At 69.0% G+C, this 19,546-nt stretch carries 16 protein-coding genes; 9 read left to right on the top strand and 7 right to left on the bottom strand.

Translation table 11 applies throughout. The features are described 5' to 3' along the window. The first annotated feature begins 269 nt into the window (after nucleotides 1–269). From ACFYPJ_RS38420 to ACFYPJ_RS38410, 3 genes are all read left to right on the top strand, one after another. On the top strand, nucleotides 270–788 hold the full coding sequence (locus ACFYPJ_RS38420) for a nitroreductase family deazaflavin-dependent oxidoreductase (protein ID WP_389026687.1): 519 nt from the start codon (nucleotides 270–272) through the stop codon (nucleotides 786–788). A gap of 70 nt (nucleotides 789–858) precedes the next feature. Beyond that, nucleotides 859–1,548 (top strand): HEAT repeat domain-containing protein, encoded by a 690-nt coding sequence (locus ACFYPJ_RS38415; protein ID WP_389026685.1) that lies wholly within the window; start codon nucleotides 859–861, stop codon nucleotides 1,546–1,548. Beyond that, nucleotides 1,535–2,533 carry a MerR family transcriptional regulator gene (locus ACFYPJ_RS38410; RefSeq protein ID WP_389026691.1) on the top strand — a complete coding sequence of 333 codons (999 nt, stop codon included), beginning with the start codon at nucleotides 1,535–1,537 and terminating at the stop codon, nucleotides 2,531–2,533. Before ACFYPJ_RS38415 ends, ACFYPJ_RS38410 begins: the two co-directional genes overlap by 14 nt. Before the next feature lie 263 nt (nucleotides 2,534–2,796). Here ACFYPJ_RS38410 and ACFYPJ_RS38405 read toward each other — a convergent pair whose 3' ends face one another. From ACFYPJ_RS38405 to ACFYPJ_RS38395, 3 genes are read right to left on the bottom strand one after another with little or no spacing between them, the layout of a single operon-like run. Continuing rightward, on the bottom strand, nucleotides 2,797–5,853 hold the full coding sequence (locus ACFYPJ_RS38405; protein ID WP_389026683.1) for an alpha-mannosidase: 3,057 nt from the start codon (nucleotides 5,851–5,853) through the stop codon (nucleotides 2,797–2,799). A gap of 30 nt (nucleotides 5,854–5,883) precedes the next feature. Further along, the gene (locus ACFYPJ_RS38400; RefSeq protein WP_389026681.1) at nucleotides 5,884–7,221 is read right to left on the bottom strand and encodes a 6-phospho-beta-glucosidase; all 1,338 of its coding nucleotides are present in this window, start codon (nucleotides 7,219–7,221) and stop codon (nucleotides 5,884–5,886) included. Then, nucleotides 7,218–7,982 (bottom strand): DeoR/GlpR family DNA-binding transcription regulator, encoded by a 765-nt coding sequence (locus ACFYPJ_RS38395; protein WP_389026689.1) that lies wholly within the window; start codon nucleotides 7,980–7,982, stop codon nucleotides 7,218–7,220. The genes ACFYPJ_RS38400 and ACFYPJ_RS38395 overlap by 4 nt, the downstream gene beginning before the upstream one ends. A gap of 128 nt (nucleotides 7,983–8,110) precedes the next feature. Here ACFYPJ_RS38395 and ACFYPJ_RS38390 point away from each other — a divergent pair, with 128 nt between their 5' ends. From ACFYPJ_RS38390 to ACFYPJ_RS38370, 5 genes are all read left to right on the top strand, one after another. Then, nucleotides 8,111–9,166, top strand: a complete 1,056-nt coding sequence (locus ACFYPJ_RS38390) for a carbohydrate kinase family protein (protein WP_389026679.1) — start codon at nucleotides 8,111–8,113, stop codon at nucleotides 9,164–9,166. A gap of 71 nt (nucleotides 9,167–9,237) precedes the next feature. Further along, nucleotides 9,238–10,524, top strand: a complete 1,287-nt coding sequence (locus ACFYPJ_RS38385) for an ABC transporter substrate-binding protein (RefSeq protein ID WP_389026677.1) — start codon at nucleotides 9,238–9,240, stop codon at nucleotides 10,522–10,524. After that, a complete protein-coding gene (locus ACFYPJ_RS38380) occupies nucleotides 10,524–11,486 on the top strand; it encodes a carbohydrate ABC transporter permease (RefSeq protein ID WP_389026675.1) in 963 nt (320 codons plus the stop codon). Before ACFYPJ_RS38385 ends, ACFYPJ_RS38380 begins: the two co-directional genes overlap by 1 nt. Before the next feature lie 14 nt (nucleotides 11,487–11,500). Next, complete coding sequence (locus ACFYPJ_RS38375) at nucleotides 11,501–12,364, top strand: carbohydrate ABC transporter permease (RefSeq protein ID WP_389026673.1); 864 nt, start codon at nucleotides 11,501–11,503, stop codon at nucleotides 12,362–12,364. After that, nucleotides 12,364–15,288: a glycoside hydrolase family 2 TIM barrel-domain containing protein gene (locus ACFYPJ_RS38370; protein WP_389026671.1), complete on the top strand. Its 2,925-nt coding sequence runs from the start codon at nucleotides 12,364–12,366 to the stop codon at nucleotides 15,286–15,288. The genes ACFYPJ_RS38375 and ACFYPJ_RS38370 overlap by 1 nt, the downstream gene beginning before the upstream one ends. 54 nt (nucleotides 15,289–15,342) lie before the next feature. On the opposite strand, the gene ACFYPJ_RS38365 is transcribed toward ACFYPJ_RS38370, so the two are convergent. Together ACFYPJ_RS38365 and ACFYPJ_RS38360 are read right to left on the bottom strand one after the other, a co-directional pair. Then, nucleotides 15,343–15,909 (bottom strand): TetR/AcrR family transcriptional regulator, encoded by a 567-nt coding sequence (locus ACFYPJ_RS38365; protein WP_389026669.1) that lies wholly within the window; start codon nucleotides 15,907–15,909, stop codon nucleotides 15,343–15,345. Nucleotides 15,910–15,954: 45 nt separating this feature from the next. Then, nucleotides 15,955–16,416 carry a cupin domain-containing protein gene (locus ACFYPJ_RS38360; RefSeq protein WP_389026667.1) on the bottom strand — a complete coding sequence of 154 codons (462 nt, stop codon included), beginning with the start codon at nucleotides 16,414–16,416 and terminating at the stop codon, nucleotides 15,955–15,957. A 628-nt stretch (nucleotides 16,417–17,044) separates the two neighbouring features. On the opposite strand from ACFYPJ_RS38360, the gene ACFYPJ_RS38355 reads away from it, so the two are divergent. Beyond that, nucleotides 17,045–17,209: a hypothetical protein gene (locus tag ACFYPJ_RS38355; RefSeq protein ID WP_389026665.1), complete on the top strand. Its 165-nt coding sequence runs from the start codon at nucleotides 17,045–17,047 to the stop codon at nucleotides 17,207–17,209. Nucleotides 17,210–17,241: 32 nt separating this feature from the next. Here the strand turns inward: ACFYPJ_RS38355 and ACFYPJ_RS38350 are convergent, their stop codons facing one another. Continuing rightward, a complete protein-coding gene (locus ACFYPJ_RS38350) occupies nucleotides 17,242–18,408 on the bottom strand; it encodes an IS630 family transposase (protein WP_389026663.1) in 1,167 nt (388 codons plus the stop codon). A 119-nt stretch (nucleotides 18,409–18,527) separates the two neighbouring features. Continuing rightward, nucleotides 18,528–19,253 (bottom strand): dienelactone hydrolase family protein, encoded by a 726-nt coding sequence (locus tag ACFYPJ_RS38345; protein ID WP_389026661.1) that lies wholly within the window; start codon nucleotides 19,251–19,253, stop codon nucleotides 18,528–18,530. Nucleotides 19,254–19,546: the final 293 nt, after the last annotated feature.

The following is a 19,546-nucleotide window of genomic DNA, read 5'->3' as shown; positions in this document are numbered from 1 at the left end:
CACGGCCGACTCAACGACCGGCTCCTCCAAGGCCCCGTGCTCAGTGATGGTCTCGCTCATTTCAGGCGTCTCCTTGATCATCGGATCCGCCGTCTATTGGACACTCCCGCCAGGCCCTGAGCTGCGGAGACACAAAACCGGGTGCGACACCGGAACCTTGCCGTCTCACTTGGAGTTGTCGTCAGAGCGGGAACGGCGGTCTCCCCTTCGCGCGAGGCTCGTGCTGGACTGTCCCGACATAACCCGTACACGGCAATGGGGTGAATGCGATGCCTCTTGAGGGCGAGTACGAGCCGAGTCCGGCGCAGTGGGTGCGCGAACAGGTCGCGCTGTATGAGAGTTCGGGTGGCACCCAGGGCACAACGCTCTGGGACACGGGCCTGCCGGTCGTCATTGTCACGATGCGCGGCGCGAGGAGCGGCAGGATCCGCAAGGTTCCGCTCATGCGCGTCGAGCACGAGGGGCGGTACGCGGCGGTGGCCTCGAAGGGCGGCTTCCCACGCCACCCGGTCTGGTACCTCAACCTCAAGGCCAACCCGCACGTGGACCTCCAGGACGGCCCCAGACGCCAGGGCATGACGGCCCGTGAGCTGACCGGGGGCGAAAGGGCCTCCGCTCGCCCTCCCGGTTGCGGAGCCGGGTCCGGCCTGCACCGGGGCAACCGGCCGGACGTGCAGGGTGCGGCAGCCGCCGTCCCGGTGGGGATGGTCATCTGCCCGCGCCGGGCGTCGAGCGCCTGGAGCCGGACTAGCTGGAGTACACCGGGCCATCCTCTCGGTGACACGTGATCGGCCAGCCGACCCGTTTGACCTTGACACGGTGACAAGGTCTTCACTGCTCCCCCAGGAGGTGGTCCCGATGACCATGACGAGACAGGACAAGGATGCGATACGGGCGCTCCAGGGACTGGAGGACAGTCGTTCGTCTGTGCGGCTGCGGGCTGCTCTGGCGGTCGGTACGGCGCCTGACCCGTGCTTCGTCGACAAGCTCGTCGAGCGATGCGCGATCGAGCCCGAGTTCTTCGTCCGCGACATGCTGACCTGGGCGCTCACCCGCCACCCGGTGTCCCTGACACTCCCCGAGCTGCTCCGAGAAGTCCGCTCGGAGCGTGCGCAGGCACGCAGCCAGGCGCTGCACACGCTCTCCAAGATCGGGGACCGACTGGCCTGGCCGGCGATCACACGGGCACTGCTGTCCGACGTTGACGACGAGGTGGCGAGGAGCGCCTGGCGGGCCGCGGTCGTGCTCGTGCCGGAAGGTGAGGAGTCCGCCCTGTCCTCGGTGCTGGCGACGCAGCTCGGGCGCGGTGAGCAGGAGACACAGCTGAGTCTCAGCCAGGCGCTGGTCGCACTGGGTGAAGTGACTGTGCCGGCTCTGCATGCCGCGACGACGGCTGATGACCCGCGCGTGCGTGCACACGCGCTCGCCACACAACGGCTGCTGCGCGACCCGGACGCCGGATTCGAGTTGGCGATCGAGGAGGCCAAGCGCGTCGTGGCCCTCGCCGGGGCCCCCAGGACGGACGATGGAAACTGTGCTGATCGGTGAGGTGTCGAGACGGTCCGGGGTCAGTGCCCGCATGCTCCGGCATTACGAATCGCTCGGCCTGGTGCGGCCTTCGGGTCGTACGGGCTCTGGTTATCGCGAGTACTCCGCGGAGGACATCCGGCGGATCTTCCACATCGAGAGCCTGCGGTCGCTGGGTATGTCGCTGCGGGAGATCGGGCGTGCGCTCGACGATCCCGGTTTCACGCCTTCGGCGCTCGTCAGCGACCTCATCCGTCAGACGCGCGACCGCATCGCGGCCGAGACCGAGCTGCTCACGCAGCTCCGCCGGATCCATGCTGCGGACCCGGTCGGCTGGCAGGACGTGCTCCGGATCGTTGCGCTCCTGAAGGCACTGGGGTCGAAAAGCGCCGACGCGCGCCAGCACGCGGTCCTCTCCTCGGGTGGCGAGGTGCCCGTGGATGCTCTGGCCGAGGCGGCACTCAGCGAGACGGAGCCGAATGTCGCCGGGGCCCTGCGATGGGCACTGGCGCGATGCGACAACGGCGCCCTGGCACTGCTGGCGGAGGGCCTCGGCTCACCGGTGGCCGCGGTGCGGGAACGTGCTGTTCAGGCCCTCGTCGAGATGCCCGGCGTTGAAGCCACCGCGCAGCTTCGGGATGCCCTTGCGAACCCCGACACCGTGGTCCGCGGATATGCGGCTCTGGCGCTCGGTACACGTGGTGTGGCCGATGCGGTCCCGGCCCTCATCGACATGATCGTGGAGGGAAGGAACGACACCGATGCCGCCGATGCACTGAGCGTGCTGGCGAGTGACACCGCGACAGCCGATCAGATCGCGACCAGGCTCGTCGACCGCCTCGCCGACAACACCACCAAGGCACCCGCACGTGGGCGGCTGACCCAGGCGCTGGCGGACATTCCGGGAACGACTGCGTCACGTGCCCTCGTGGAGCTGTCGCATGACGAGGACCGTGCCGTTGCGCTGACCGCCGCTTACCTCCTTCAGCTCCGCGGCGCACGGTGACGGATCTCTCTGCTCCGCCCCGCACAAGGCCCCCCGGGGCGTAGAGGGCCCAGACCTGTCGTCGTCCGCCGAAGAGGGACCACGGGCCAAGGAACGCCGTCCACGCCACCGGGCCCCGCTCCGGGCGGACCCGACGAAGCCACCTGGATCGGCCCGTCCACCAGCCCCGCAATGGAGGGACCCCTTGGCAGAGCAAGGGAATTCGAGGGAAAGAAAGGGCGGGCGCGGCAGCGGCTGCCACGCCCGCTCTCAGCGGATCGGCCCTATCGGCCGGTCGCAGCGCGCTCCAGACGGAGCGTCAGAATCTGGAAGGGCCGCAGTTCCACGGTGACCCCGCCGTTCCCGTCCGTGTCCGCCTGGGCCAGCGGTCGCTCCAGCAGGTCGGTGACCTGGGCGCCCGCGAGCGGGAAACCGGTGCGCAGGGTGCCGGTGGCACGCCCGCCGCGCGACTCGTAGAGCCGCACCACCACATCGCCCGACTCGTCGTCGGCGAGCTTCACGGCCTCGACGGTCACACCCTCGCCGTCGACGGAGACGACCGGCACCGGGGCGCCCGCCGCATCCGCCACCCGCAGCGGCAGGTTGAGCGCGTAGCCCTCCGCGACCGCGTCCCCGATACTCGCGCCGGGCAGCAGGGAGTACGTGAAGCGGTGTCGTCCCTGGTCCGCCCCCGGGTCGGGGACGCGCGGGGCACGCACCAGGCTGAGGCGGACCGTGGTGGTCGTACCGCCGTCCTCGCGGACCGTGCGGGAGACGTCGTGCCCGTACGTCGAGTCGTTGATGACCGCGACGCCGTAGCCGGGCTCACCGATGTGCACCCAGCGGTGGCCGGAGACCTCGAAGCGGGCCGCCTCCCAACTGGTGTTGGTGTGGGTGGGCCGCTGGACGTGGCCGAACTGGATCTCCGCGGAGGAGTGCGGTGCCCGGATGTCCACCGGGAAGCCCGCCTTGAGGATCTTCTCCGCCTCGTGCCAGTCGATGTCGGTCTCGATGTCGATACGGGGGCTGCCGGCGCGGACAGTGATCGTCTGCGTGATGCGCGAGCCCTTGCCGAAGGCACGCTCGACACGGATCGCGGCGATGAGCGGGTCCGCCTCGACGACCGTGACGGACTCGGTGTCCAGGAGGTCCGTGTACCGGTTCTTGTAGTGCTTGTCGATGTCCCAGGCGTCCCAGTAGTTCGGGAGGTCGGTGTGCAGACGGAGCAGGTTGCCCTTGTCCGCGAGGACTTCGCGGTCCGCACGCAGGTCGCGGACGGAGGACAGGGTCCCGTCCTCGGCGACCTCGACCCGCACCAGCCCGTTGTCGAGGACGCGTCCGTCGACCGTCACGGGCTGCGCGGGCCCGGCGGCCCCGACGGGAGCGCTGCCGCTCGCCGGGACCTCCACGTACGCCGGTGCGCCCTCGGCCGTACGGACCACCTCGGCGCGGTCGTACGGGCTCGTGTTGAAGATCCGGGCCCCGCCACCGCCCAGCGCGGCGACGGCCTCGGCCGTCATCTCCTCCAGCTCCTGGGCGACACGCGCGTATTCGGCCTCCGCCTCGCGGTGCACCCAGGCGATCGACGACCCCGGCAGAATGTCGTGGAACTGGTGCAGCAGCACCGTCTTCCACAGCCGGTCCAGCCTCTCGTACGGGTAGGAGTAGCCCGGCGCGTGCAACGCTGCCGTCGTGGCCCACAACTCCGCCTCGCGAAGCTTGTGTTCGCTGCGCCGGTTGCCCTGCTTGGTGCGGGCCTGGGAGGTGTAGGTGGCTCGGTGCAGTTCCAGGTAGAGCTCACCGAACCAGACCGGGGCGTCCGGGTACTCCTCACGGGCCTTCGCGAAGAACGCGTCGGGATGTTCGACCTCGACCTTCGCAGAGCCCTCCAGGTCCTTCAGGCGCCGGGCCCGCTCCATGACCTCGCGGGTGGGGCCGCCGCCGCCGTCACCCCAGCCGAAGGGAGCGAGCGAGCGCGTCGCACCGCCCTTCTCCTGGTAGTTGCGCACCGCACGGGACATCTCCTCGCCGCTGAAGCGGGCGTTGTAGGTGTCGACCGGCGGGAAGTGGGTGAAGATCCGGGTGCCGTCGATGCCCTCCCACCAGAAGGTGTGGTGCGGGAACTTGTTGGTCTGGTTCCAGGAGATCTTCTGGGTGAGGAACCACTCGTTGCCGGCAAGCTTGGCGAGCTGCGGGTAGGCCGCGTTGTAACCGAAGGAGTCCGGCAGCCACACACCCTTCGTCTCGATGCCGAAGTGCTCGATGAAGAACCGCTTGCCGTGGATGAACTGGCGGGCGACCGCCTCACCACCGGGCAGGTTGCCGTCGGCCTCGACCCACATGCCGCCGACCGGCGCCCACTGGCCCTTCTTCACCGACTCCTGGATGCGGGCCCACACCTGCGGGTAGTTGTCGCGCACCCACTCGTACTGCTGGGCCTGCGAGCAGGCGAAGACGAACTCCTCGTACTCGTCGGCCAGCGAGGTGACGTTCGAGAAGGTGCGGGAGGTCTTGCGCTTGGTCTCGCGGATCGGCCACAGCCAGGCCGAGTCGATGTGCGCGTGGCCGACACCGGAGACGGTGTGGGCACTGGCGTGCGCGGGCTTGGACAGCACCGGCGCGAGCGCGGCACGGACGTCGGCCGCCGAGCCGGAGATGTCGTCCAGGTCGAGCAGGTCCATCGCCCGGTCCAGGGCGTGCATGATCTCGTGCCGGCGCGGGTCGTGCTCGCCGAGCTCCAGCATCAGTTCGTACAGCACCTCGGTGTCGAGGTCCAGGTGCCAGACGTTCTCGTCCAGGACGGCGAGGTCGGCGCGCTTGAAGGTGTAGAGGGGCTTGTCGCCGGCGGTGCGGACATCACCCAGCGGGGTCGGGCCCACGAAGTCGTTGGCGAGGATGTCCGGGTTGGAGGCGGCCTCGACGAGGTAGTGGATCTCCTCACCGCCCGCCGCGGGGTTGGCGATCGGCACGTACTGGTTGAGCGGGTTGACCGCCTTCAGCGGGGTGCCGTCGACCAGGTGCACCAGGGCCTCGGCCTGGTTGCCCGGCCAGTCGCCCACGAAGCCGAGATCGATGACCGTCTCGACGCGCTTGCCGGCCCACTCGGCGGGCACCTGTCCGCTCATCCGGAACCAGGTCGTGCCCCAGGGCGGCCCCCAGGGGGTGTTCATCGCGAACGGCTCGTACGGGGCCGCCGCGGCCTCGTCGAACGGGACCGGCTCGCCCGGAGCCTGCCATGCCTCAACCGCCAGGGGGACGGTGGCCGCGTAGATCGCGGGCTTGATGCGCTGGTTGTGGAGACGCGCTACGCGCTCCTCGATCCGGCGGCGTTCGTCATGCATGAAAAGTCTCCAGAGAGGGCGGGAAAGCGTCTACTTGAGGTAGGCCAGACCGGGGTGGACGGCGGTGTAGCCGTCGACCAGCCGGCGGGCCACGTTGACGGAGTCGACGAGCGGGTGCTGTGCGAACGCCTTCACAGCCGTCGTGCGCGAGCCCGACTCCGCCGCGGACATGACCTCCCGCTCGACCGCCTTCACCGAGCAGACCAGGCCGGTGGCGTGGTCGGCCAGCGGGGCGACGGTGACCGGGTGCGCACCGTTGGCGTCGACCAGGCAGGGGACCTCGATGACGGCCTCGGAATCCAGTACCGACAGAGTGCTGCGGTTGCGCACATTGAGGATCAGGGTGGTGCGCTCGTCGCGCGCGATGGCCCGCATCAGGGCCAGGGCCACCTTCTCGTAGCCGCCGGAGAGGTCGTCCGCGTCGCGTTCGCCCGCGCCCGCCGTCTCCCGGTTCTCCGCCATGTACGTCGCCTCGCGCTCGGCGCGGGTGTGGTCCCAGGTCGCCAGGGCCCTCGCGTCCGGGCGCTTCATCTCCTCGTAGAAGTGCGCCTGCTGGTCGCGCAGGAAGGCGCCACGGGTCTTCTCCGCCTGCTGGTAGGCGGAGACGGTCTCCCGGTTGAAGTAGTAGTAGTGCAGGTACTCGTTCGGGATCGCACCGAGGGACTGCAGCCACTCGACGCCGAAGAGCTTGCCCTCCTCGAAGGAGCCGAGCAGGTCGCGGTCGGCGAGCAGGCGCGGGAGTTCGTCGCGGCCGGCGACGCGCAGGCCGCGCACCCAGCCGAGGTGGTTGAGGCCGACGTAGTCGATCCACGCCTGTTTCGGGTCGGCGCCCAGTACCCGGGCGATACGGCGCCCCAGCCCGACCGGGGAGTCGCAGATGCCTATGACACGGTCACCGAGGTGGCGGGACATGGCCTCGGTGACCAGGCCCGCCGGGTTGGTGAAGTTGATGACCCAGGCATCCGGGGCCAGGCGGGCCACCCGCCGCGCGATGTCGACCGCGACGGGCACGGTGCGCAGGCCGTAGGCGATCCCGCCCGCCCCGACCGTCTCCTGGCCCAGCACGCCCTCCGTCAGCGCCACCCGCTCGTCGTTCGCCCGGCCCTCCAGGCCGCCGACCCGGATCGCGGAGAAGACGAAGTCGGTGCCGCGCAGGGCCTCGTCGAGGTCGGTGGTGGCGATCACTTCGGGCGCGTCGGGCACGCCCGCCGCCTGCTCGGCCAGCACCCGGGTCACGGCCGACAGCCGCCCGGCGTCCAGGTCGTGCAGCACGACACGGGTGACCCTGCCCTCGCCGTGGTCCGTCAGGAGCGCCCCGTACACGAGCGGCACCCGGAACCCGCCACCGCCCAGAATCGTCAACTTCACGTTTGCACCTCTCCTGCCACGATCACCTCGACGTCCGCCTCCTCCAGCGAGGACCGCGTCGCCGCGTTCACCGGTGCGTCCGTCACCATCACGTCCAGCTCCTCGGGATCACAGACCTTCGCCATCCCGGTCCCCGGGAACTTCGCCGAGTCGGCGAGCAGAGCAACCTTGTCGCCAGTCTTGATCATGGCCCGCTTCACCGGCACCTCCACGACCGTCGTGTCCATCACCTGTCCGCCCGGCCGCACCCCGCTGGTGCCGAGGAAAAGCCAGTCGGCGTGCAGCTGGCGCAGATTGTCCTCGGTGAGGAATCCGACCAGGGAGCGGTATTCACGGCGGACCATGCCGCCGAGCAGTACCAGCTCGATGGCCTCGTCGTCGGCCAGTTCCTCGTAGACCACCAGGTTGCTGGTGATCACGGTGAGCCGGCGGCCGTGCAGCTGCCGGGCCAGCCGGTAGGCGGTGGTGCCGATGTCCAGCAGCACCGACTGACCATCTTTGATCAGTTCGGCAGCGCGCACGGCTATGGCGTCCTTCTCGGCGACGCGCACTTCGGCGACCTCGGCAAAGGGCTGGTCGCCCTCGTCGACGACAGCGCCGCCGTGCACCCGCGTGAGCAAGCCGTCCTCCTCCAGCCTGACCAGGTCACGCCGGATGGTGGCAGGGCTCACACCGAGTTGTTCGGAGAGATCGGTCACGGCCGCGGGGCCGCCGGAGCGCAGGGCTCGCAGGATGAGTTGATGTCGACGTTCGGCCAGCACGTGCTGAACACTACTCGTCATCTTCAATCATTTCTACGCTCACTTCTGCTCGGGCATTGACCAATCTCGGCCGAGTAGCGCACGATTCCGGTCACCGAAATGAAAAGTTTTGACGAGAGGACGTTCACGTGGACGACGACCGGCCCGATGTGCTGCTGACCGGGCTGCTCTTCTACGACCTCGTCCTCACCGGGCTGGGCAAGCCTCCGACGCCCGGCGAGGAGATCTGGACCGGCGGGATGGGCAGCAGCCCCGGCGGCATCGCCAACCTGGCGGTAGCCGCTTCCCGGTTCGGTCTCAGAACCTCCCTGGCCACGGTCTTCGGGGACGACTTCTACGGAACGTACTGCCGGGACGTCCTCGCCGGCCAGGAAGGCGTCGATCTCTCGCTCTCCCGCACGGCGCACGGCTGGCACACTCCGGTCACCGTCTCGCTCGCGCTCCCCCAAGCTCTCGGCTCCGCTCCAGGGGGTACCCCCATCCACGACCGGGCCCTCGTCACCCACGGCCAGGAGCCCCCGTACTCGCAGGACGCACTGATCGGCGACCCGCCCGAGGCGCGCACCGCCCTCGTGCACATCGAGACCGAACCGCGCGCATGGCTCGCCAAGGCGGCCGCGAACGGCACGGAGATCTACGCCGACGTCGGCTGGGACCCCTCCCAGCAGTGGTCCTCGGACCTCCTGGACCAGCTCTCGCTGTGCCACGCCTTCCTCCCCAACGAGACCGAGGCGATGGCGTACACCCGGACCGACAGCGCGGGCGCGGCGCTCGGCAAGCTCTCGGAGCTGGTGCCGGTGGCCGTGGTCACCCGGGGCGGTGACGGCGCGATCGCCGTCGACCAGACGACCGGCGAGTACGCGCAGGTCCCGGCCCTCGGCATCGACGTCCTGGACGCGACCGGAGCCGGGGACGTCTTCGGTGCGAGCTTTGTCACAGCATCGCTCGGCGGCTGGTCACTCACGGAGCGGCTGCGGTTCGCGGTGCTCGCCGCCGGACTGTCCGTGCAGCGCCACGCCGGAGCGCTGGCGGCCCCCGGCTGGTACGGCGTCGACCGCTGGTGGCGCTCGCTGACCGACCCCGAGCTGAAGCGGGCGTACGCCTTCCTGGCGGAGCGGCTGCCGAAGGATCCGGGCCCCGCGGTCGCCTACGCCCCCGTGACACCGCCCGCAAGGCAGTGCTGACCTTCGTACACATTCATACATATTCGCGCATTTTGTGAAGTCCTGAACAGATCCGAAAGGCGGTGGGAGCAGTGCGGCTCTCACGAAGAGGCATGCTGCGCGCAGGCCTGGCCGGTACGGCTGCCACGGCGCTCGGCGGCCTGGCGTCCGGCTGTGCCATTCCGACCGGTTCCACCGGCCGGAACATGGTCCTGTGGTACTGGGACGGCGGCCTCGGCGACACGGTCGTCAAGAAAGCCAAGGCCCGCTACGACTCCACGGTGGACCTCCAGGCCATCAAGATCGGCGGCTACTACCGGTCGAAGCTGCTCACCACGATGACAGGCCGGGCCCGCATACCCGACATCGCGGGCCTCAAGGGCGAGGACATGGCGTCCTACCTGCCCGACGCCGACCAGTTCATCGACCTGCGCACCCTCGGCGCGGAGAAGTACAGGAGCCAGTACCTGCCGTGGAAGTGGCAGCAGGGCATCTCCGACGACGGCACCATGGTCGGCTTTCCGATCGACTGCGGTCCGGTGGCGCACTACTACCAGTACCCCGTGTTCCAGAAGGCGGGCCTGCCGCACGAACCTGCGGACGTCTCGCGGGAGCTGAACACCTGGGAGAAGTTCTTCGCAGCGGGCGAGCAGCTGAAGAAGCGGATCCCGGGCACCTATCTGCTCACCGACATCAACAGTGTCTTCGTGAACGTGGTGCAGCAGGGCAGCAAGCGGTACGTCGACAAGGACCGCAACTTCATCGGTGATCAGCCGCATGTCCGCGACGCCTGGGCGCTGGCCGTGGAGGCCAAGCAGCGCAAAATCGTCTCAAATCTCGTCAGCGGCACGCCGGACTGGTTGTCAGCCGTCGAGGACGGCAAGCTGCCGAGCAATCTGAACGCTTCCTGGGCGATGTACGACCTCAAGAGCGGTGTGCCGAAGACCGAGGGCAAGTGGCGTGTGGCGCAGATGCCGGTGCGGCCCTCCAACATCGGTGGCTCGTTCCTGGCGATCACCAAGGCATGCCGCGAGCCGGAGAAGGCGTTCGAGATCATCACCTGGATGCTCAACGCGGCCAACCAGGGCCAGGGTTACGCCGACGCGGGTCTCTTCCCCTCCACCCCTGCCTCGTACCAGCTGGGACAAGTGCGAGAGTCGAACCCCTTCTTCGGCGGTCAGGTCACCACCGATGTCTTCGGGCCCGCCGCGCAGAGGATCGCCGTCGCCTACAACAGCCCGTACGACGTGGCGCTCTCGCAGCCCATCCTCGATGAGATCAAGAACGTCGGCGTCCTCGGCAAGGACCCGAAGAAGGCATGGAGTGACGCCATGAGCAAGTGCCGGCGCATCGCTGATCATCTGGGGGTGAACCGCTGATGGCCACCGTCTCCACGCTGGACGAGCCCCCGGCGGTCCTGGCGGACGCATCCGCCGCGCAGCCCAAGAAGGGCTTCCGCAAGCACTGGCACCTGTACGCCGCGATCTCCCCCTTCTACCTCCTCTTCCTCGCCTTCGGCCTGATCCCCGTCGGTTTCTCGTTCTACGTCTCCCTGCACCGCTGGGACGGCCTCGGGTCGATGGAGTGGGCGGGCCTGTCGCAGTACCAGTACCTGCTGGGCGACGGCGACTTCTGGCAGTCGGTCGGGAACACGATCCTCATCTGGGCCCTGGCCACCTTCCCCATGATCTTCCTGGCGATGGTGACGGCCGTGATGCTCAACTCGGCGGTCCGCTTCAAGAACGTCTACCGCTTCGCCTACTTCCTGCCGAGCGTCACCTCGGTCGTGGCGGTCGCGATCATCTTCGGCTCGGTGTTCTCCACCAACTTCGGCCTGGTCAACGCCCTGTTGCGGGCGGTGGGACTGGACCAGGTGGCATGGCTGAACACCCCGTGGGGCATCAAGGTCGCCATCGCGGCACTGATGACCTGGCAGTGGGTCGGCTACAACGCGCTGATCTTTCTCGCCGGTCTGCAGACCATCCCGGGCGAGCTGTACGAGGCGGCGCGCATGGACGGCGCCGGGCCCGTGCAGACCTTCTTCCGGATCACGCTGCCGATGATGCGGCCGACGCTGCTGTTCGTGATGGTCGTCTCGACCGTCACCGGTCTGCAGAGCTTCTCCGAAGCGCAGGTGCTGCTGCAGAACGCCTCCAACGAGTCGACGTTCTCGGGCGGTCCCGGCCACGGCGGCCGGACCATGGTCCTCTACTTCTTCCAGCAGACCTTCGACAACAACGACTTCGGCTACGGCGCCGCCGTGGCCTGGGGCATCTTCCTCGTCGTCATCCTCTTCTCGATCATCAACTGGCGCCTGGTGCAGCGCCGGGGCGAAGACTAGTGAGGCCGGTCACCATGGCATCCATCCAAGGCACACGCCGACCGAAGGGCATCCGGGGCACCCGGAGCCGGGGCATCGCCCTGCACGTCGTCCTGATCGTCGGGCTCCTGCTGTCGGCCTTCCCGTTCTACTGGGCCGTGATCATGTCGACGCGCTCGTCGACGGAGATCTTCTCGTACCCGCCGAAGCTGCTCCCGGGTTCCCAGTTCCTGCAGAACGTGCGCCACCTCTTCGAGAACGTCGACTTCTTCGGCTCGATGTTCAACTCGCTGCTGGTGGCGACCTCCGTGACGTTCCTGGTCCTGTTGTTCGACTCGTTGGCGGCCTTCGTCTTCGCCAAGTTCGACTTCCCCGGTCGCAAGGTGCTGTTCGCCCTGCTCATGATCATCTTCATGGTGCCGGGGCAGCTGGCGGCCATCCCGCAGTTCGTGATCATGGCGAAGATCGGCTGGATCGGCTCGATGACCTCGCTCATCGTCCCGGCCGCGGCCAACGCGTTCGGCATCTTCTGGATGCGCCAGTACATGCGGGGCGCCATCCACGACGAACTGCTCGACGCCTCGCGGATCGACGGTGCCGGATTCCTGCGCCAGTGGTGGTCCGTGGCCCTCCCGGTCGTCCGCCCCGGCCTGGCCTTCCTCGGCATCTTCACCTTCATGGGCCAGTGGAACGACTACGCCTGGCCCCTGATCGCCCTCACCAACCCGGACAACGTCACCCTCCAGGTCGCGCTGTCCCAGCTCAACGGCACCCACGGCACCACCGACTACGGAATGGTCATGACCGGAGCCCTGCTCGCTCTCATCCCGCTGCTGATCGTGTTCGCGATCGGCGCCAAGCAGATCATCGGTGACCTGGGCAAGGGGGCCATCCGTTGATGATCCCCGATCCTCTGATCGCCCTCCGGCCCTGGGAGGCACCCGAGGTGACCTCCTGGGGGCGGCTGCCGATGTGCGCTCTCGACCGTCGTTCCGGAGCACTCTCGCTGGACGGCGAGTGGCGCTTCCAACTGCTGACCTCCCCCGACTCCCCTGTCACCGGCAGCTGGTCGTCCCAGCACGTCCCCGGCGCCTGGACCCTGCAGGGCACGGACGACCTGCCGCAGTACACCAACGTCCGTATGCCGTTTCCCGAGTTCCCGCCCGGATCTCCCGCGGCCAACCCGACCGGCGTCTACGAGCGTGAGGTGGATGTGCCCGGCGAGTGGGCCGGCCGCCGGATCGTGCTGCAGGTCGGCGCCGCCGAAAGCGTACTGCTCGTCCATGTCGACGGGCGGCCGGTCGGCATCTCCAAGGACTCCCACCTCGCGGCCGAGTTCGAGCTGTCCGACGTCGTACGCCCCGGACAGCGCGCCACCGTGCGCCTGACCGTCGTGAAGTGGTCGGACGCCTCGCACATCGAGGACCAGGACCAGTGGTGGCACGGGGGCGTCACACGCTCGGTCCTGCTGTACGCGACGGATCCGCTGCACCTCGCGGACGTGACCGTGCGGACACGGCTCGACGGCGGACTGCGCGTGGACTGCCGGGTGCGGGACGCGGGCGGCACGCTGCCCGAGGGCTGGCACGTCACCGGTGAACTGGACGGTCGGCTCATCGCCCAGGACACGGAGTTCGACCGCGCCAACGCGGAGGACGAACGGGTCTCCGACTTCCTCGGCGAGGTCCGCCTGGCGGCGACCGTACCCGAGGTGCGGGCGTGGACCGCCGAGACCCCCGAGTTGTACGACCTGACCGTGCGGCTGCACCGAGCCGACGGCTCGGTCGCCGACACCTCGCACCACCGGATCGGCTTCCGCGAGGTGGAGATCCGGGGCCGGGACCTCCTGCTCAACGGCGAACGGATCTACATCCGCGGCGTCAACCGCCATGACTTCCATCCGCTGACCGGCCGTACGGTGTCGCATGAGGAGATGCGCGCGGACCTGGTCACGCTGAAGCGGTTCGGCTTCAACGCGATCCGCACCTCCCACTACCCGAGCGACCCGTCCCTGTACGACCTCGCCGACGAACTGGGCTTCTACGTCGTGGACGAGGCGGACATCGAGTCACACGACCACGCCCACGAGATCGCCGACGACCCGCGGTATCTGAACGCCTTCGTGGACCGGGTCTCGCGCATGGTGCTGCGCGACAAGAACCACCCGTCAGTGATCATCTGGTCGTTGGGCAACGAGTCCGACTACGGCGCCAACCACGATGCGGCGGCGGGCTGGCTGCGCCGCCACGATCCGACGCGGCCGGTGCAGTACGAGGGCGCGGCCAAGCTCGGCTGGGGTGACCCCACGGTCGCCTCGGACATCGCCTGCCCCATGTACGCGCCGATCGAGGACTGCATCGCGCACGCCCTGTCCGGCGAGCAGATCAAGCCGCTGATCCAGTGCGAGTACTCGCACGCCATGGGCAACAGCAACGGCACGCTCGCCGACCACTGGGCCACTATCGAGTCCACCCCCGGCCTTCAAGGCGGCTTCATCTGGGAGTTCTGGGATCACGGCATCCTCCAACGCCTGAGCGACGGAAAACCGGCCGGCCGGGAAGGTGCCGGGCTGTACGAGAACGGTGTCACCGCGCCCGGCCACCGCTGGGCGTACGGCGGCGACTTCGGGGACGAGCCGAACGACGGCGTGTTCTGCGCGGACGGGATGGTGTTCCCGGACCGCACACCCAAGCCCGCGATGTACGAGCATCGGGAGATCGCGGCGCCCGTGCGCCTGAAGCACATCCCGCACGAGGGCATCGTCATCGGCAACCACCAGCACTTCCGTGACCTTGACTGGCTGGCCGCCGAGTGGGAACTGTCGCTCGCCGACGGCGGCACCCTGACGGCCCCGGCCGAGCTGCCCGACCTCGGTCCGGGCGGGACGGCGACGGTGCCACTGCCGTTCGAGCTGCCGGCGGACGGGGGCGAGGCCTGGCTGACCCTGCGGGTGACGACCGCGCGGGACGAACCGTGGGCGCCGGGCGGCACGGTGGTGTGCCTGCCTCAGGTACGGCTGCGGACAGCTCCCGAGAGCAAGCCCGTCCCGGTCGCGGACCACCACGTCGAGGTCGACACGGACGGCCTGCTGGTCCATCCCCTGCTCACGGCCGCGCCCACGCTGTCGCTGTGGCGGGCGCCCACGGACAACGACGAACTGGGCGGTATGGGGCCACGCTGGCGGGCCTGGGGGCTCGACGTGCTGGTGCGCAAGGTCGTCGAGGTACGCAGGTCGGACGGGAGCGTGACCGTGCTGGCCGACTACGCCACCGAGGTGGGCGACGTCCGTCACGTGCAGGTGTTCACACCGGACGAGAACGGCATCCGCGTCGAGGAATCCGCCGAGTTGCCGGACACCCTGGGCGATGTGGCACGGGTCGGCTCCGTCTTCGAGACGGTCGCGGGACTCGACCTCATGGAGTGGTACGGGGCGGGCCCCTGGGAGTCGTATCCCGACCGCAGTACGGGGGCGCCCGTCGGCCACCACTCCGGGGCCGTGGACGAGTTGTTCACCCCGTATCTGCGTCCGCAGGAGAGCGGCGGCCGGCACGGCGTACGGCGCTTCACCCTCTCGGCTCCGGACGCCACCGGTCTCACGGTCCGGCTGGACGAGCCCCGTCAGGTGTCGGTGACCCGCTACCGCGCCGAGGACCTGGCCCGCGCCCGGCACCACGACGAACTGGTGCCACGCTCGGGGTGCGTGGTGCACATCGACGCAGCTCACCGGGGACTGGGCACCGCCTCGTGCGGTCCCGACACATCGGCGCCGTACCTCGTCCCGCCGGGCAGCCACCGCTGGAGCTGGACCCTGCGTGCCCTGTAGCGACGGCGGAGCGTGACAACAGCCCCGCACCGACCGTGTGACCGGGTCAACCGGTCACACGCCCAGCAGGCTCTCCGTAGCCCTGCGCAGCGTCCCGGCGGTGTCCCCGGACTCGTCGAGGCATCCGCCGGACATGGCCCCGTCCCGCAGGACGACCAGGGTCCGTGCCAGACCCTCGGGATCGGGGTGTCCGGCCTCGCCGGCCGCGTCCCGCAGAACGCCCAGGAACCACCGGCGGTGCTCCGCCACAAATGCGCGCACCGGATGTCCGGGGTCGGGGTGTTCGGCGGCGGCGTTGAGAAAGCCGCAGCCGCGGAATCCCGGCCGCGCCACACTGTCCCCGATCATGGTCATGATGGCGAGCAGAGTGTCACGGCCGTGGCGGCCGGCGCGGGCGGCCGCCACGCCTCGGCGTATGCGTTCGTCCCGCTGTCGCAGATACGCCAGGACCAGGCCCTCCTTGCCGGAGAAGTGCCGGTAGAAGGTGGCCCTGGTGACCTGGGCCTCGGTCACCAACTGCTCCACTCCGACGGTGTGAATGCCGTTCGCGTAGAACAGCCGGGCCGCCGTCTCCAGCAGCCGGTCCCGTGGATGAGTCTTCTCGGTGGCGCGCGACGTCATGGCAGCAGGGTACGGACAGCCCTCGCACCAGTGCCGGGCGCCCGGTCAGTAAGTGGTCACGAGTGGCTTCGTGGCGTCGACGACATACGTGGAGAGCATCATCGTCGTGACCTTGCCGACGTTGCGGGCGTTGTGGATGACGCCGTCGGGGATGAAGAACGGGTCCCCCGTACGCAGCCGGAGGGCCGGCCTGTCATCGAACTCCATCAGGACGTCGCCATGGATGATGTAGCCGACCTCGACACCGGGATGGCTGTGCCGGCCTGATTCCTTGTGCCGGGGAATCTGCACCAGCGTCTGGACGGCATCCCAGCCCTCAGCGGGCGAGGGATGTTTCTGGAGGAGGGTGCGGGTGACACCCTCGGTCGGGTCGGAGCCCAGCGGGGCGGACCCTGCGGATCCGGCGGTCTGTGCCGCGGCCTCGGCGGCGGACGACAGGGCGGCGGTGCCGAGCGCGGCAGCGGCCGCGGCGGTGCCGGTACGGAGAAGAAGACGTCGGTTGACCATCGCTGGTCCTTTCGGGAGTGGTCGTCAGGTAATGGCCGTACATGCAGAACAACCGTTCTTTCTCCTAGGTAATCACAGGTCTCGGCGAACACACAAGAAACAAAGGGAAGTTGGCAGGCGCAGCTCGGCCTGCCCCGGGCCGGCCCTATCGGGCCGCTGATGCGCGGTGGGAGGGCGGTCGCCGCCCGGGGCCCGGCCGGCACCACCACCCGCACCGGACTCGACCTGCCCGCACGCCCATACCCGGCCCCCCGAGGAGCGGGTGTGCGCACGCCACCGGTACTGGCTTCTGTACCTGCGCGCGACCAGCGACCCGCCCGTCCCCCTCACCGCGTGCCAGGAAGTGATCCGAGGGCCGTCTACGGCATGTCCGGTTGCTGCGGCGTGCGCCGCAGCCGGCCTTCGTGTTCGCCCGTGCGGTCACCGGGACCCGGCGGGCACAGCAGTAGCCGGCACGCCTTGACGCGATGCGTTCCGCCGAGGCCGATCCCGGCTGATGGAAGGTGACTGCCCGCGACCCGATCACCCATATCGGTTCGACCCCCGCGACCCCGTCGAAGAAGACCGGCCTCATGCCCGACCGGGGAAGTGGCTGGAGTCCCCTCTGCTCATCATTCGTGCGAGGTGCTTGATGCTCGCGTCGACCTGTGTCGAAACCGTACGACCGCGGGCGAGGACCCTGGCCGATGAGGCCCATGCGGAGGCGCTCAAGGCGTTCAACGACTACCCTGACTCCGGCGACAAACAGTTCCTTCTCGACTTGCCGTACTACATGGTGGAGCGGGACAGCTAAGTGGTCGAGTTCGTAAGTCCTTCGGGGGTTGATCACGCCGCCAGCGAGACGGAGGATTCTTCTCGATGATCGGCGGTGTGCCGGTCGAGTCTGGCGAGCAGATCGTCCAGGTCGGAGGTGGTGAACTTCCACTGGAACGGCTGGGCTGTGGCGTTGTAGCGGTCTTCGAAAGCTCTGAGCCGGTCCTCGACCTGGGCAAGGTCGGTGAAATCGTTGGGCGTGACCACCTTGCGCTGGACGACGGAGAAGTAGATCTCCACCTGGTTCAGCCAGGAGGCGTGCACGGGGGTGTGGATCATCACCGCGTTCGGGAACGCCGCCGTGAGTCGGTCGGCGGCCTTCTGCCCGCGGTGGGAGGAGCCGTTGTCGACGATCCAGAACACTCGCTTGGCGCTCTTGTAGGGTTCCTGACTCATGACCTGGGTGACCAGGTTCATGAACGGGTCGATGCCGGTGCGCGGCTCGGTGCGGCCGGACACCTTCGACTGGTGGACGTCATAGGCGGCAAGGTAGGCCAGGGCGCCCCCGCGTCCGTAGGTGTGGTTGACGCGCATGGCGCGGGCCTGGCCCGGGGCGAGGGTGGGGTGGCAGCGGCAGCGGGACTGGATGGAGGTCTTCTCGTCGGCGCTGATGACGTACTCGTCAGCGTCGGGCGGGGTGCCCTGCCAGGTGCGGGCGTACAGGTCCAGCACACGCTGGGCTTTGGCGCGGAAGTCGGGGTCGGTGATGAAGATCCAGGAGCGGTGCTGCCAGGGCTTGAGCGCGTCCTCGGCCAGCCAGCGGCGCACGGTGGACGCCGACACGAACGCGGCGATGCCCCGCTGGATGGCTTCATAGGCCAGTTCCGGGCATGACCAGCGCGACAGCGGCACTCCGCTCTCGGCGGGCAGCCAGCAGGCCAGTGCCTTGGCCTCGGCAACCTGCAGCGACGTGAACACCGGTGGGCGGCCGCAGCGTTGACGGTCTTTGAGCCCCGGCAAACCCTGTTCGGCGAACCAGCCACGCCAGCGGCGCACGGTGTCCAGGTGCAGCCCCGTCTCCTGGGCGATACGCACGTTGGAGCGTCCGCGCGCGGCGTGAAGCACCACCTGTGCACGCACCCGCAGCCGGTGCTCGGTCTTGTGGCCGTAGGCCATCGCCTTCAGTCGCGCGCGTTCGGCGGCACTCGGGGCTATCGGGCAGGCAGTGCGGAGGGGCATGGCGGGAGAGCCGATCGGCCGAAGTGGATCACTGGCAAGCCGCAGTTTCCCCGCCCGCGTTGGCAGTGGAGCCCAGGAATCGCGGCGGTCACCGGGCGTCCGAGCTTGGACTGACCAGTTCACTCCGTCACGGGCAGACATTCGGCGAGCAGGTCGACGACGTCGCGCCAGGCTCGCTGTGCGTGCCGTGGGTGGTAGCCGACGCCGGGGCGCACGGTGTGGTCGACCGACGGGTGGTGAAAGGCGTGAAGGGCGCCGCCGTAGACCGCCAGGCGCCAGTCGACGCCCGCGGCCTGCATCTCAGCGGTGAACGCCTCCCGCTGCGCGGGGGGCATGATCGGGTCTTCCGACCCGACCCCGGCCCACACCGGGCAGCGAATGCGCGCGGCCTCGCCCGGTCGGCCCGTGATGAGCCCGTTGACTGTCGCGATCGCGCGCAGGTTGACGCCGTCGCGCCCGAGTTCCAGCCCGACGGCGCCTCCGGTGCCGTAGCCGACGGCGGCTATCCGATCGAGGTCGGTCCGCGGTTCGGTGCGCAACACGTCGAGCGCCGCGTGGCCGATGCCCCGCATCCGGTCGGGGTCCGCGAGCAGCGGCATGCAACGAGCCATCATCTCCTCGGGGTCTTCCAAGTAGCGTCCGCCGTGGAGGTCGAAGGCCAGCGCCACATATCCCAGCTCGGCGAGAGCATCGGCCCGTCGGCGCTCGACGTCGCTGAGCCCCGTGCCCTCTGGTCCGAGCAGCACCGCGGGCCGGCGGTCGATATCGGCCGGGAGCGCGAGGTGCCCGATCATCGTCAGACCGTCGGCCGGGTACTGGACCGTGCGCGTGGTAATCGTCGTCATGAGACTGGACCGTAGTGATCGTCGAGTCCGATCGGGCCGGGGTTCGCCGCTGGCAGAACAGCGCGGGTGTCCCTCTGAAATGCGGCGGTGGCTCACAAGATCCGTCACAACTCCCGTTCCCACGGCAACACCTGCCCCGGCACCACGCACGACCCAGGTTCCAGAGTCAACCCCCGAAGGATTTACAGAGCCGACCACTAAGAGGATGTCTCATGTGGTGATGCGGTGAGTTGGGGCATCATTGCTGCTTGTGGGTGTCGATCTGTCGCAGCGGCTGGTTCCTGACGGTCTGT

The sequence above is a fragment of the Streptomyces sp. NPDC006012 genome, from assembly GCF_042871185.1.
GTDB lineage: Bacteria > Actinomycetota > Actinomycetes > Streptomycetales > Streptomycetaceae > Streptomyces.
The sequence above is the reverse complement of the archived record's forward strand: the minus strand, read 5'-3'. Positions and strand labels throughout refer to the sequence as shown.